This is a genomic window from Lichenicola sp. (assembly GCF_965198575.1).
Classification (GTDB): domain Bacteria; phylum Pseudomonadota; class Alphaproteobacteria; order Acetobacterales; family Acetobacteraceae; genus Lichenicola.
On record NZ_OZ240671.1, the window covers coordinates 2,164,038 to 2,178,064 of the forward strand.

Consider the following 14,027-nt stretch of genomic DNA (forward strand, 5'->3'; position numbering starts at 1 on the left):
AGCGGCGTCGGGTGCTGCGGGAAAGGCGGGAGGAAGCTTGTCGGGGCAGCTGGCACGCCGGGTCGCATTCAATACCTACCTTCTGGGCAGGGCGCTGGTCATGCCCAACGGCTGCCTGCGGCCGAAATGTTTCGTTGCTGCAGGCGCCTTCTACCAGCTTCTGCCAGTCGACCTGATCCCCAACCGGATCTTCCTGGTGGGATATGCGGATAACGTGGCCGCCGTGTTGACGGGTGCGGCGCTCGCCTGGATCACGATCCCCGGTGACTATGTCGCGTTGCTGCGGAGCCCCACGCTGCCGCCGGACCACGCGGAAGCAAGGCGTGCGCTGGACGACGCCGCGGGCCGGCTTCGGAACCAGATGCATACACTCGGCTGGAAAGGCCGGCTGCAGCTGATCACGCTGTTCGGCATGCTGCTTTGCCGACCGGTCGTTCGCCTGGCACTCGGGCGCCCGGCCCGGCGATCCGAGCGGCTGGCGTTCCGCAAGGGACTCCGGCAACGCCATGTCGTGCTGCCGCCGCTGATGCGTGCTCTCGCGGCCGTGCCGGACGCCCGGCCGGTGCTGACGCAGACGATGCTGACCTCCTGGCTGCTCGCCGATCAAAGCTATCAGGGTCGGCTGCGTCGCGGTCTCGACTCGCGTGACTCTGATTTCACCGCCGATCGGCTCAGGGTCTGGACCGGACGCCCGATCAGTTTTCTGCATTTGGAAAAGACCGCCGGGACATCGCTCCTGGCGGTGATCAGCAGCCAGTTCCACCCGGGCCAGATCGATCCCGATCCGTGTCGCGGGTCGCCGCCGCATCTGGTGACGCCGTTCACGCCGAACGCGCTCGAGCGGATCAGATATTATCCACTGGTCTGGGGTCATTACGACCTGCCATCGCTGCGCCGGCTCGACCCCGGCCGCTTCGTTTTCACGATGCTCAGGTCCCCGGCGGACCGGCTGCTGTCCCTGTACTATTTCTGGCGGTCGCTCGATCCCGCCCTGCTCGGCCAGCCGGACGAGAACCCGCAGGTGCGTGCGGCGCATCGGCTGGGACTGCTTGAATTTCTGCGCAGCGACGATCCGGTTATCGTGAACTTCATCGACAGCTTCTACGTCCGTCGCCTGCTCGGCTTGTACGCCCAGCCGGGTCACGATCCGCTGCGGGAGCAGGAGGCTGTCCTGGACCAGGCGTTGGCCGCACTCGCGAGCATCGACTTCGTCGGCATTACCGAGCACGCAAGTCGATCGTTCGCCCGGCTCGGCATGATGCTTGGCGTCGAGGCGCTGCGGGAGGCGCCACGGCTCAATCGTGGGGCCGATACCGATCGCTCGCCGGATTTCCGTCCGGTGCTGCGTGAGCCGCACACGGCAGAGATCGCCGCGGAACTGGACCGTCTGACGTCGCTCGACCGCTGCATCTATCGTGCGGCGCTGGCTCGCTTCGACGTGTCCGAACCGGGACCCGAGCCGGCCTGACGAACCGATGTCCGGGGGCTCGCGGCGCTGCCGCATCGGGAGCGGGTTCGACGGCGCCGGCTTTCCGTCTAGGATCACCCCGGTGGATGCAGGACGACGGACCTGATGAGCGTTCTGTGGTGCCAGGGCATGTTCGCGAGCGGTTCGACCTGGCTCTACAACGTGGCCCGCGCGGTGGCCCGCGAGCTCGATCCGCACGGCGTCATCGACGAGCGGTTCGTGTTCCAGTTGCGCGATACGGAGGGGCTCTCCGCGCGCGGCGTGCGCCACATCGTGAAGGCACACCAGGCGGTCGGCGGCGTGGAGGCGGTGGCGGCTGCGTCGGATGCGATCCTGGTGACCTTGCGCGATCCGCGTGACGCGGTGGTGTCGCTCATGCAGTACCAGAATTTCTCGTTCAGCCAGGCGCTGTTCAACGTCCGCCGCGCGGCCGAGGCGTGCGTGCTGCTGGGCCGGCTGCCGCAGGCGGTGACGCTGCATTACGAGCTCGGCTTCATCGACGATATCCGCACCATCGACGGCGTGGCCGGGCATATGGGTGGGGTGCTGCGGCCGGAAGCCCGGAACGCGATCTTCCAGGCGAACCGGCGCCAGGCGGTGGAGCGGTTCATCGGCCAGCTCGATCGGCAGCCGACCACGATCGTCGACGCCCGCGGCGACATCTACGACCTCAGGTCGCACTGGCACCGGCACCATGCCGGCCGGACAGGCGAGATAGGCCGTTGGCGCAGGCTGCTTTATCCGGCACAGGTGCACGGGATCGAAACCGCGCTCGGGGCGTGGATGGATCTCTTCGGTTACCAGCTCAGCGACAGGAGCCTCGACATGACGACCCTCTCACGGACACCAGGCCCTTGATGCGGGCTACCAGGATCGCCGCGCCTCTGGGCGCAATATTGATCGCGAGCCCGCTTGCGGCGGTGGGCGCGGCAGTGGCAGCCATCGCGGCGCCGACCACGCCGCCTCAGCATCTGTTCACGCAGGTCGCGATGTCTCCGGATGGCGCGCATGTGGCCAGCCTCGAGGCGGATCTGCCGGCCGATGAGAACGCGGAGCCGACCTTCCGGATCGTGATCCGCAGCGTGTCCGGCGAGGGTCAGCCGGTGACGGTCGGCCTGCCGTGCAAGGGTGCCGAATGCGTGCCGTCGTCGCTGGCCTGGTCCATGGACAGCCACCGTCTGGCGTTCGTGCTGCAGCAGCCCGACCCGCACAAGACTGACCACCGGCGCCGCGTGTATGCGGTCGACGCGTCGGGCGCCGGTCTGTCGCAGCTGCTGGCTTTCGACGGCACGCTGGAGGGGCTGCGCTACGGTCCGGGCGGCACGCTGGCGGTGCTGGCCACCGCCGGCGCGCACAAGGAGCCGGGGGCGACCCAGGCGGCCGCCAAGATGACCGGCGAGATCGGCGAGAGCGAGGACGAACAACGCATCGGCACGATTGCCGACGGCGCGCTCCATTACCAGTCGCCGGCCGACCTCTATGTCTATGAATATGACTGGCAGCCCGACCAGGCGCAGCCGGATCATGCCCGGTTCGTCGGCACCGCGGCGCACGGCAACGGCGACAACAACTGGTGGGTCGCCAAGCTGTACGGCTTCGATGGCGGTGCGGCGCGGGTGCTCTACAGCCCGCCGCAGCGTCAGCAGCTGGCGGATCCGGTGGTGTCGCCGGATGGCACGTCGGTTGCCTTCATCGGCGGCATCATGAGCGATTTCGGCTCGACCGGCGGCGACGTGTTCCGGCTGGCGCTCGACCAGGTCGGGACTGGCGGGAGCGCCGCACCGGTGGCGGCTTCGGTGCTGCAGAACCTGACGCCGAACCTGCGCGCCAGCGTCACGGCGCTGTCCTGGGCGTGCGGCGGCGGGCTGACGGCAACCGCATTGGCCGGCTCCAAGGCCGAGCTGATGACGCTGGGCGGCGGGGCCGAGCATGTGATCTGGTCCGGCGAGGAGACGCTGTCAGCGTCCCGCGGTGGCGACGGCATCGCCTGCGGCGGCGGCAACAGCGCTGCCATCCACCAGAACTTCACCACCGCGCCGGAGATCGAGGCCGGCCCGATCGGGCAGTGGCATGCCCTGACACACGCAAATGCCAGCCAGCACGTGCCGGTTTCGGTGCGCAGCGTCGAGTGGCGCAATGACGGTTCCGACGTGCAGGGCTGGCTGTTGTCGCCCGGTGCCGGGATGCCCGCGGGTGCCATGCCGCCGGGTGCGATGATCGTGTCGGTGCATGGCGGCCCGTCGGCTGCATCGACGCCGATCTATCTCTCGCAGCGTGGCCTGACGTTGTTTCTGCTGCAGGCCGGGTATCGCGTGTTCCTGCCCAATCCGCGCGGCAGCTTCGGCCAGGGCGAGACCTTCACCCAGGCCAACGTCCGCGACTTCGGACATGGCGACCTGCGCGACATCCTGACCGGGATCGACGCGGTGGAGCGGATCGCGCCGGTCGACGACCATCGCCTGGGCCTGACCGGCTACAGCTATGGCGGCTACATGACGATGTGGACGGTGACGCAGACGAACCGGTTCGCCGCCGCGGTTGCCGGCGCCGGGGTGTCGGACTGGGAGTCCTATTACGGCGAGAACGGCATCGACGAGTGGATGCTGCCGTTCTTCGGCGCGTCGGTTTATGACGATCCATTGATCTACGCGAAGTCCTCGCCGATCACGTACATCCGGCAGGTGCACACGCCGACGTTCGAATTCGTGGGCGACGCGGATGTAGAGTGTCCGATGCCGCAGACGCAGGAATTCTATCACGCCCTGCATACGCTGGGCGTGCCCACGGAATTCGTGGTCTATGCCGGGCAGGGCCACGGCATGAGGGATCCCGCAGACCTCGCCGATGCGCGTCGCCGCATGCTTGCGTGGTTCGCGAAATATCTCACCCCGAAGACCTCGAAAGGGTGATCGTCTAGTTCGAGATGAGGGCTCTGTAGATGGCACCGGGGCCCTTCAGGAGAGCATAAAGTCCGCCGTGCGAGTCCTCACCGATTCGCACGTCGGAGCGGGTTCCCTCTCCAAGCGGCGATGTGCTCAACGACTGGTAGGTGATCCCGTCGTAGCGTATGCCGAGTGAGTAGACGGTGGTGGCCTCGAGCGAAGCCGGGCGGGCGTCGATTGCGAACAAGCGGCCCTGCACGAAATCGGCGAACACGTAGAAGACATCGTTCTCGGCCGCCTGGCCCGACCCTTGATACATGAAGCCGCTGCCGATGCCGGAGGCGACGGTGCCACCGTCCCGGGCCTGATCGCTATGGTCGTATTCCGCGATCGGATACAGGAAACCATACGTGCTGTCGTTGGCAGGGAGCGGATAGACGCCGTAATCGTTCTTGCCGCCGGCACTGCCGACAGCAGCGCCGGTTGCAAACGTGCCCTCGCGCATCTGCCAGCCGTAATTCCCGCCGCGGACACCGAGATTGACCTCCTCCACCTGATTCTGGCCGATATCGTCGATGAACATGCGGCCGCGACCGCCGATCTCCCAGCTGAACTGTTGCGGATTACGAAGCCCGTAGGCCCAGACGAGCGGGCCGGCGGTCGCGACAGATTGGAACGGGTTGTCCGACGGGATCGTGTATTTTGCGCCGTTCGGTCCGGCGAGCGGATTGATCCGCAGGATCTTGCCGAGCGGGCTGCTCAGGTTCTGGCCATTGCCGCGCGGATCGTTTCCGCCGCCACCATCGCCGAAGCCGATATAGAGATTGCCGTAGTCGCTTGTACCGGGCGTGGCGTTCGGGTTGAAGCGTATGACGCCGCCATTATGGTTGGACGCGTATTTCCCGACCCGCAGGACCTCGCGCGAGGTGCCGCTGAAGGTGGCGGCGAACGGGTTCGTGGCGGTCCACTCGCGGATGACCTGGTCGTGGTCGGCGTCGTCGTTGGCCAGGAAATCGGGGGTTCCGCTGCCTTTGGCCGCACTGTAGGCCGTGTAGAACTTGCCGTACCCCGGTAGCGCCGGATTGCCGGCGAAATTCGGATGGATCGCGACTCCGACAAGGCCTTCCTCGCCACTGTCCGAGATGATGGAAAGCCCCTGGTTCCTGAGATCGAGGTATGGGGTGATGGTGGTGCCGTCAGCACTGACCCGGTAGATCACGCCGACCATGTCGGTGACGATGAGGTCGGTGCTCTGGTCTGGCGCCGGGCCCAGGAACTCCACGCGGGCAGCACTGCCGTCGGCGTGCTTCGGCAACGTCGCGAAATACTGCAGGTCGATCACTGTCGAGGAAACCGTCGGGGCAGGCAGCAACGGTTCGGAAAGCTCTGCCGGTGCAGCGATCGCCGTTGCGGCGAATGGCAGTCCCATGATCGCCAGGCAGGCGGCGAGGGACACAATCCTGGTGTCGGTCATGGCGCGACGTCCTTGCGTTGTCACCGCTTCCAGAGCCGGGTCGCGACGAACGGTGCGCATCGCTTTGTTGTAACGGATCGTATTTGAAGCCGGTTCCCACGAAGTCCCCGCTTTTCTTGGCGCTCGCAAGGTCCGGTCGATTGAGGCCTTTCCGTCAGGCGGCAAACTTGCTCGTGATGTCGGGAAGAGAATGTAAAGAAGTGTTGGCGCCCATTAGTGTCGCAATGTCTAAAAATTCGTTCAGGATCGCACTCTCCGCTTCCGGTTGCTGGCAAGGCAGGCGATGTCTCTGCGTCGTGACTAGGCACTGATTGCAGGATCTGGCACCACGCATCGCTGGGCAATAGATGAGGGCGGAACGATCTTGGGTTCGATTGCGGCTCGCGCGCATGGCGCCGGAGTTCTGGCGGCATGAGCCTGCCACCCGTGGACACGACGCGTCCCAGGCGCTCACGCCGGATCGCCATGGTGGTCGTGGTCGTGCTGCTTCTTGTTGCGGCTGTCGTGGCCTGGCGGATGTTCGGTTCCGGCAAGGTGCCGCATCCGGGGCAGCAGGCGGCCGGCGGGTCGAAGGCCGGTGCACATGGGCCAGGCGGCGCGCCGACCTCGGTGTCCGTCGCGACCATCGGCACGGGGAACATCCGGGTGACGTTGAGCGGGCTGGGGGCGGTGACGCCGCTCGATACGGTCACCGTCGTCACCCAGATCAACGGGCAGTTGCAGTCGCTCGGCTTCGAGGAGGGGCAGCTGGTGCATAAGGGCCAGTTCCTCGCCCAGATCGATCCGCGGCCATACCTGGTGGCACTGGAACAGGCGCAGGGCACGCTCGCGCACGACGAGGGCCTGCTCGCCCAGGCACGCGCGGACAGTGCCCGCTACCAGCTGCTGAACCGCCAGAACAGCATCGCGGTGCAGCAGGCGCAGGACGAGCTGTTCCTGATCAAGCAATACGAGGGCACCGTCATCGCCGACCAGGCGGCGATCGACAGCGCAAAGCTGAACCTCGTCTATTGCCACATCGTTTCGCCGGTGACCGGGCGGGTCGGCATCCGGCTCGTCGATCCGGGCAACTACGTGCAGACCACCAACACCGGCGGGCTGTTCGTGGTGACCCAGCTGCAGCCGATCTCGGTGCTGTTCACGCTGCCGGAGGACGATATCCCCCAGGTCCAGGAGCAGATGGCGAAGGGCGTGCTCCCCGTGACCGCCTATGACCGTTCGGACGCGAAGGCGCTCGCCACCGGGACGCTGGCCGCCGTCGACACCCAGATCGACAACACCACCGGCACGGTGGAGCTGCGCGCCACCTTCCCGAACCCCGACAACACGCTGTTCCCGCAGCAGTTCGTGAATGCGCACCTGCTGCTGCAGACGTTGTCGGGCGTTGTGGTGGCGCCCCAGGCGGCGGTGCAGCACGGTGCGCCGGGCGATTTCGTCTATCTGGTGAAGCCGGACAATACGGTGGCTGTCCAGGTGGTGAAGACGGGGCCGTCCGAGGGTGGCCTGATCCAGATCACCGACGGCCTGAAGGCCGGCGACAAGGTTGCGACCGACGGGCTGGATCGCCTGCGCAACGGTGGCAAGATCAGCGTCGCCGGTCCCAGGAAGGGCGGCAAGCCGGGTGCGCCGGCCGCCGCGTCGAGCGCCCCTGCCTCGCCCAGCCCCTGAGCCCACGCGCTTGAGCCCCTCGAGACTGTTCATCCTGCGGCCGGTGGCGACGACGCTGCTGATGGCGGCGATCCTGCTGGTCGGCATCATCTCTTACCGGTTCCTGCCGATCTCGGCGCTGCCAGAGGTCGATTACCCGACGATCCAGGTGCAGACCTTCTATCCCGGCGCCAGCCCGGAGGTGATGACCACGTCGGTCACCGCCCCGCTCGAGCGGCAGTTCGGCGAGATGCCCGGCCTTGGCCAGATGTCGTCGATCTCGTCCGGCGGCGCCTCGGTCATCACGCTGCAATTCACCCTCAGCCTGAGCCTGGATGTTGCCGAGCAGGAGGTGCAGGCGGCGATCAATGCGGCGACCAGCCTGCTGCCGTCCGATCTGCCGGCGCCGCCGATCTACAACAAGGTCAACCCCGCGGACACGCCGATCCTGACCCTGGCGCTGACCAGCAAGACGCTCAGCCTGACCCAGGTCGAGGATCTGGCCGACGTCCGCATGGCGCAGAAGATCAGCCAGCAGCCGGGCGTCGGGCTGGTCTCGATCAGCGGTGGCAACCGGCCGGCGGTGCGGGTGGTGATCAATCCGCGGGCGCTGTCGGCGTACGGGCTGGCGATCGACGATGTGCGGACGATCATCGGCAACCAGAATGTCGATACGCCGAAGGGCAGCTTCGACGGGCCGGCGCAGAGCAGCACCATCAACGACAACGACCAGATCACCGATGCCGGCGGCTATGGCAACCTGATCATCGCCTACAAGAACGGCCATTCGGTGCGGCTGAGCGACGTCGCCAGCATCGTCAACGGTGCGGAGAACGACCAGCTCGCCGCCTGGGCCGATCGGACGCCGGCGGTGATCCTGAACATCCAGCGCCAGCCTGGATCGAACGTGATCGCGGTGGTGAAGGGCATCCTCGACAAGCTGCCGCAGATCCAGTCGACGCTGCCGCCGGCGGTCGATGTGCGGGTGCTCAGCGATCAGACCACGCCGATCCGCGCGTCGGTGAACGACGTCGAGTTCGAGCTCGGGCTGGCGGTCGTGCTGGTCGTGCTGGTGATCTTCGTGTTCCTGCGCACGCTGCCGGCGACGCTGATCCCGTCACTGTCGGTGCCGCTGTCGCTGGTCGGCACGCTGGCGGTGATGTACCTGCTCGGGTTCTCGCTCGACAATCTCTCGCTGATGGCGCTGACGATCTCGACGGGTTTCGTCGTCGACGATGCCATCGTCATGATCGAGAACATCGCGCGTCACGTCGAGGATGGCGAGGCGCCGCTGGAGGCTGCACTCAACGGCAGCCAGGAGATCGGCTTCACCATCATCTCGCTCACCGTGTCATTGATCGCGGTGCTGATCCCGCTGCTGTTCATGGGCGACGTGGTCGGGCGGCTGTTCAACGAGTTCGCGGTCACGCTGGCGGTCACCATCATCATCTCCGCGGTCGTCTCGCTGACCCTGGTGCCGATGATGTGCGCGTTCCTGGTCAAGCATCGCCCGGAGGAGGGCCGCAACCGGATCGACCTCGCTGCCGAGCGCGGGTTCGACCGCATCATCGCCGGCTACGGGCGCTGGCTGAACTGGGTGCTGGATCGCCAGGCGCTGACATTGCTGGTGGCGCTGCTGACCCTGCTGGCGACGGTCGCGCTGTATGTGGTGATCCCCAAGGGGTTCTTTCCGGTGCAGGATACCGGTGCGATCCAGGGCATTTCGGCTGCCGCGCAGGACATATCGTTCCAGGCGATGGCCGGGCGGCAGGAGGCGATGGCCGACGCGATCCTGCGCGACCCGTCGGTGCAGAGCCTGTCGAGTTTCATCGGCGTCGACGGCACCAACAATACGCTCAATAGCGGTCGCTTCCTGATCAACCTGAAGCCGCGCGGCCAGCGGCCGGTCGTCACCCAGGTGATCGCGGACCTGGCGGAGCGGGTGCGCGCGGTGCCGGGCGTCACGCTCGCCATGCAGCCGGTGCAGAACCTCACGATCGATTCGACCGTCAGCCGGGCGCAGTATCACTTCTTCCTGGAGAACCCATCCGGTGGCCTGTTCACCGAATGGGTCCCGAAGCTGGTGCAGCGGCTGGCGGCGATGCCCGGCTACGTCGACGTCACCAGCGACATGAACACCGCCGGGCGCGCGCTCGACATCGTCATCGACCGGCCGACCGCGGCGCGTTTCGGCATCACGCCCGCCACCATCGACAATGCCCTCTACGACGCGTTCGGCCAGCGCATCGTCACCACGCTGTACACGCAGTCGAACCAGTACCGGGTGATCCTGCAGGCCAGGACCGATAGCGCGGCCGGGCTGCAACAGGCGCTCGGGTCGATCTATCTGCCCTCGGCCGCCGCCAGCACCGCGGCCACCGTCAGCACCACCACCACCAATGCGCTGGGCCAGGTGCCGTTGTCGGCGATGGTGCATGTCTCGACCCGCAGCGATCCGCTTCAGGTCGAGCATCTCGGCCAGTTCCCGTCGGTGTCGATCTCGTTCGACCTCGCACCCGGCACCTCGCTCGACACGGCAGTCGCGGCAATCGGCACAGCGGAGCACGACATCGACCTGCCGGGCAGTTTCACCACGGCGTTGCAGGGCTCGCTGTCGGCGTTCCAGTCATCGCTGTCCAACGAGTTGTTGCTGATCCTGGCAGCCCTGGTCGCGGTCTATATCGTGCTCGGCGTGCTGTATGAGAGCTTCATCCATCCGCTGACGATTCTCTCGACGCTGCCCTCTGCCGGCGTCGGCGCGCTGCTGGCGCTGTATTTCACCGGCCACCAGCTCGACATCATCGCGGTGATCGGCATCATCCTGCTGATCGGCATCGTGAAGAAGAACGCGATCATGATGATCGACTTCGCGCTGGCCGCCGAACGCACCGAAGGCAAGGCGCCGCGCGACGCGATCTTCCAGGCGTGCCTGCTGCGCTTCCGGCCGATCCTGATGACCACGATGGCCGCCATCCTGGGTGCGGTGCCGCTGATGCTGGGCGGCGGGTCCGGCTCGGAGCTGCGCCAGCCACTCGGCATCGCCATCGTCGGCGGGCTGCTGGTCAGCCAGGTGCTGACGCTGTTCACCACGCCGGTGATCTACCTGGCGTTCGACCGCATCGCCGTGCGCCTGACCGGACGGCGTCCGAACCTGGCGGCCGGTGACGCGGCGCCGGCGGAATAGCGCGGCCTGCCATGAACATCTCGGCGCCGTTCATCAACCGGCCGATCGCCACCACGCTGCTGACGCTGGCGATCCTGTTCGCGGGCATCCTCGGGTTCCTGAAGCTGCCGGTGGCCTCGCTGCCCGCGGTGGACTTCCCGACCATCTCGGTGCAGGCGCAGCTGCCGGGTGCGGATCCGGAGACCGTCGCCACGAGCCTCGCCGGTCCGCTGGAACGCCATCTCGGGCAGATCGCCGATCTCACCGAGATGACCTCGCAGAGCCAGACCGGGCAGACCCGCATCAACCTGCAGTTCGGGCTGGATCGCGACATCAACGGCGCCGCGCGCGATGTCGAGGCGGCGATCAACGCGGCGCGTGCGGATCTGCCGACCAACCTGCTGTCCAACCCGGTCTATCGAAAGGTCAATCCGGCCGACGCGCCGGTGCTGATCGTCGCGCTGACCTCGCCGACGCTGACCCGCGCCCAGGTGTACGACGCTGCCAGCACCGTGCTGCAGCAGCAGCTCTCGCAGCTGTCCGGGGTCGGCCAGGTTATCATCAGCGGCGCGGCGTTACCGGCGGTGCGTGTCGAGCTCGATCCCTATGCGCTGTTCAAGTACGGCATCGGGCTCGAGGACGTGCGTGCGGCGATCGCGGCCGCCAATGCGGATACGCCGAAGGGCATCCTCGATCTCTCGGGGCGGCGGCTGCAGATCTACACCAACGACCAGGCATCGCATGCGGCCGACTATCAGCCGCTGGTGATCGCGTACCGGAACCACGCGGCGGTGCATCTGGTCGACGTGGCCAGCGTCACCGACAGCGTGCAGGATCTGCGCAATCTCGGGCTGTCGAACGGCAAGCCCGCGGTGCTGGTCATCATCTTCAAGCAGCCGGGCGCCAACGTCATCCAGACCGTCGATGCGGTGAAGGCGTCGATTCCGAAACTGCAAGCAGCCCTGCCGCGCGGGATCGACATCAATTTCGCGTCCGACAGCACGCTCAGCATCCGCGGCTCGCTCGCCGATACCGAGATGACGCTGGTGATCGCGGTGCTGCTGGTGACCTTCGTCGTGTGGCTGTTCCTGCGCGACTGGCGGGCGACGCTGATCCCGATGGTGTCCGTGCCGGTCTCGGTGATCGGCACCTTCGGCGTGATGTACCTCGCCGGGTACAGCCTCGACAACCTGTCGCTGATGGCGCTGACCATCTCGACCGGCTTCGTGGTCGATGACGCGATCGTCGTGCTGGAGAACATCACCCGCCATCTCGAGGCCGGCGAGTCCCGCCGCGAGGCCGCGCTGAATGGTGCGCGGGAGGTCGGCTTCACCATCATCTCGATCACGCTGTCGCTGATCGCGGTGTTCCTGCCGATCCTGCTGATGGGCGGCATCGTCGGGCGGCTGTTCCGCGAGTTCGCCGTCACCTTGTCATCGGCGATCGTAATGTCGCTGATCACGTCGCTCACCACCACGCCGATGCTATGTTCGCTGCTGCTGCGTCCGAAGCCACCCGAGCCGGATCAGGGGCAATCGCAGCGTCGGAGCATCGGGCAGCGCGTGGTGGATTTCTATGCGGTGACGTTGGCCTGGACGCTGAAGCACAACCCGCTCGTGCTGCTGGTGCTGGTCGCCACGATCGGGCTGAACGCGTGGCTGCTGGTGATCATTCCCAAAGGGTTCTTCCCGACCCAGGATAACAGCCGGCTGCTCGGCAGCATGCAGGCCGACCAGAGCATCTCGTTCCAGGCGATGAGCCGGAAACTCACCCAGATGATGGCGATCGTGCAGCACGATCCGGCGGTGCTGAACGTGGTCGGCTCCACCGGCGCCGGCGGCGGCGGCTCGACCGCGCAGACCAATACCGGCAACGTCTATGTGGCGCTCAAGCCGAAGAGCCAGCGTGACAGCCTGGACGTGGTCACCACTCGTTTGCGGCGTGCGCTGGCGCATGTGCCGGGCCGGCTGATCATGGTGCCGGCGCAGGATGTGCGCGTCGGGGGCCGGCAGACCAATGCCGCCTACCAATACACGCTGCAGGCCGACAACACCGCCGAGGTATTCGAGTGGGCGCCGAAGCTGGTGCAGGCTCTGCAGGCCGACCATGATCTGACCGACGTGAACTCGGACCAGCAGCAGGACGGCCTGCAGTCGGTGGTCACGATCGACCGGCCGACGGCGTCGCGTCTCGGCCTCAACGTCAACCAGATCGACGACACGCTGTATGACGCGTTCGGCCAGCGCTCGGTCTCGACGATCTACAACGCGCTGAACCAGTATCACGTCATCATGGAGGTCGCGCCGCAATACTGGCAGGATCCGGCGGTCCTGGAACATGTGTGGGTCAGCACCTCCGGGGGAACGCCAAGCGGCAGCGCCACCACCAACGCACCGTCCGGCACGGTGACCGGCATGACGACGAGTTCTTCGGCCAGCTCGGCGGCAAGTTCGGCGAACGGGATCAACAACTCGCAGCGCAACGCCGCCGAGAATGCGATCGCGGCAAGCGGCAGCAGTGTCGCATCGTCGGGTGCGGCGGTCAGCACCGGTGCGGAAACGATGATCCCGCTCGGTGCCGTGGCGCATTTCAGCCCCGGGCACGCCGCACTTTCCGTCAACCACCAGAGCCAGTTCGTGGCCGTCACGATCTCGTTCAACCTGGCGCCCGGGCGTTCGTTGTCGGCCGCGCAGGCCGCGATCGCCAAGGCCAGTTCCGACCTGCACATGCCGGCCGATATCGTCGGTGGCTTCGCCGGCACCGCGCAGGTGTTCCAGCAGTCGCTGGATAGCGAGCCGCTGCTGATCGGAGCGGCGCTGCTCGCGGTCTATATCGTGCTCGGCGTGCTGTATGAGAGTTTCGTGCACCCGATCACGATCCTCTCGACGCTGCCATCGGCCGGCGTCGGCGCGGTGCTGGCGCTGATGGTGCTGCAGACCGAGTTTTCGCTGATCACGGTGATCGGCGTCATTCTTCTCATCGGCATCGTCAAGAAGAACGCGATCCTGATGATCGATTTTGCCCTCGAGGCGGAACGGCAGCGAGGTGCGTCCAGCCGTGACGCAATCTACGAGGCCTGCCTGATGCGGTTCCGGCCGATCATCATGACCACGTCCGCGGCATTGCTCGGTGCGCTGCCGCTGGTCCTGGGTTCCGGTGACGGCTCGGAGCTGCGCCAGCCGCTCGGCATCTCGATCATCGGCGGCCTGATCTTCAGCCAGGTCCTGACCCTTTACACCACGCCGGCTGTCTATCTGCTGCTCGACCGCTTGCGGTTCCGTGGCCGCGACCACGCCAGGACCCCGCTGTCGCTGTCGCGGATATAGACGAATTGATCCCGGCTGCGCGCGCGCCATGGATCCGGATCAACCACAACTCAGGCACGGCATCGTC

The 14,027-nt window shown here is 66.5% G+C and carries 7 protein-coding genes; 6 read left to right on the forward strand and 1 reads right to left on the reverse strand.

Going from position 1 to position 14,027, the window contains the following annotated elements; genetic code table 11:
* The first annotated feature begins 37 nt into the window (after positions 1–37).
* The 3 genes from ACOEQ2_RS09925 (at position 38) to ACOEQ2_RS09935 (ending at position 4,377) form a co-directional block, all read left to right on the forward strand.
* On the forward strand, positions 38–1,468 hold the full coding sequence (locus tag ACOEQ2_RS09925) for a YkvA family protein (RefSeq protein ID WP_419727826.1): 1,431 nt from the start codon (positions 38–40) through the stop codon (positions 1,466–1,468).
* A 105-nt stretch (positions 1,469–1,573) separates the two neighbouring features.
* Entirely contained in the window at positions 1,574–2,326 is a 753-nt protein-coding gene (locus tag ACOEQ2_RS09930; RefSeq protein WP_419727827.1) for a hypothetical protein, read from the forward strand.
* Positions 2,326–4,377 carry a prolyl oligopeptidase family serine peptidase gene (locus tag ACOEQ2_RS09935; protein WP_419727828.1) on the forward strand — a complete coding sequence of 684 codons (2,052 nt, stop codon included), beginning with the start codon at positions 2,326–2,328 and terminating at the stop codon, positions 4,375–4,377. The genes ACOEQ2_RS09930 and ACOEQ2_RS09935 overlap by 1 nt, the downstream gene beginning before the upstream one ends.
* Before the next feature lie 4 nt (positions 4,378–4,381).
* Here ACOEQ2_RS09935 and ACOEQ2_RS09940 read toward each other — a convergent pair whose 3' ends face one another.
* The gene (locus tag ACOEQ2_RS09940) at positions 4,382–5,824 is read right to left on the reverse strand and encodes a PQQ-dependent sugar dehydrogenase (protein ID WP_419727829.1); all 1,443 of its coding nucleotides are present in this window, start codon (positions 5,822–5,824) and stop codon (positions 4,382–4,384) included.
* 411 nt (positions 5,825–6,235) lie between these two features.
* On the opposite strand from ACOEQ2_RS09940, the gene ACOEQ2_RS09945 reads away from it, so the two are divergent.
* Genes ACOEQ2_RS09945 through ACOEQ2_RS09955 form a run of 3 tightly spaced genes read left to right on the forward strand, consistent with a single transcriptional unit; the run spans position 6,236 to position 13,960 of the window.
* Complete coding sequence (locus tag ACOEQ2_RS09945; protein WP_419727830.1) at positions 6,236–7,492, forward strand: efflux RND transporter periplasmic adaptor subunit; 1,257 nt, start codon at positions 6,236–6,238, stop codon at positions 7,490–7,492.
* Between the two features lie 10 nt (positions 7,493–7,502).
* Entirely contained in the window at positions 7,503–10,655 is a 3,153-nt protein-coding gene (locus ACOEQ2_RS09950) for an efflux RND transporter permease subunit (protein ID WP_419727831.1), read from the forward strand.
* An 11-nt stretch (positions 10,656–10,666) separates the two neighbouring features.
* Positions 10,667–13,960: an efflux RND transporter permease subunit gene (locus tag ACOEQ2_RS09955; RefSeq protein WP_419727832.1), complete on the forward strand. Its 3,294-nt coding sequence runs from the start codon at positions 10,667–10,669 to the stop codon at positions 13,958–13,960.
* Positions 13,961–14,027 lie beyond the last annotated feature (67 nt).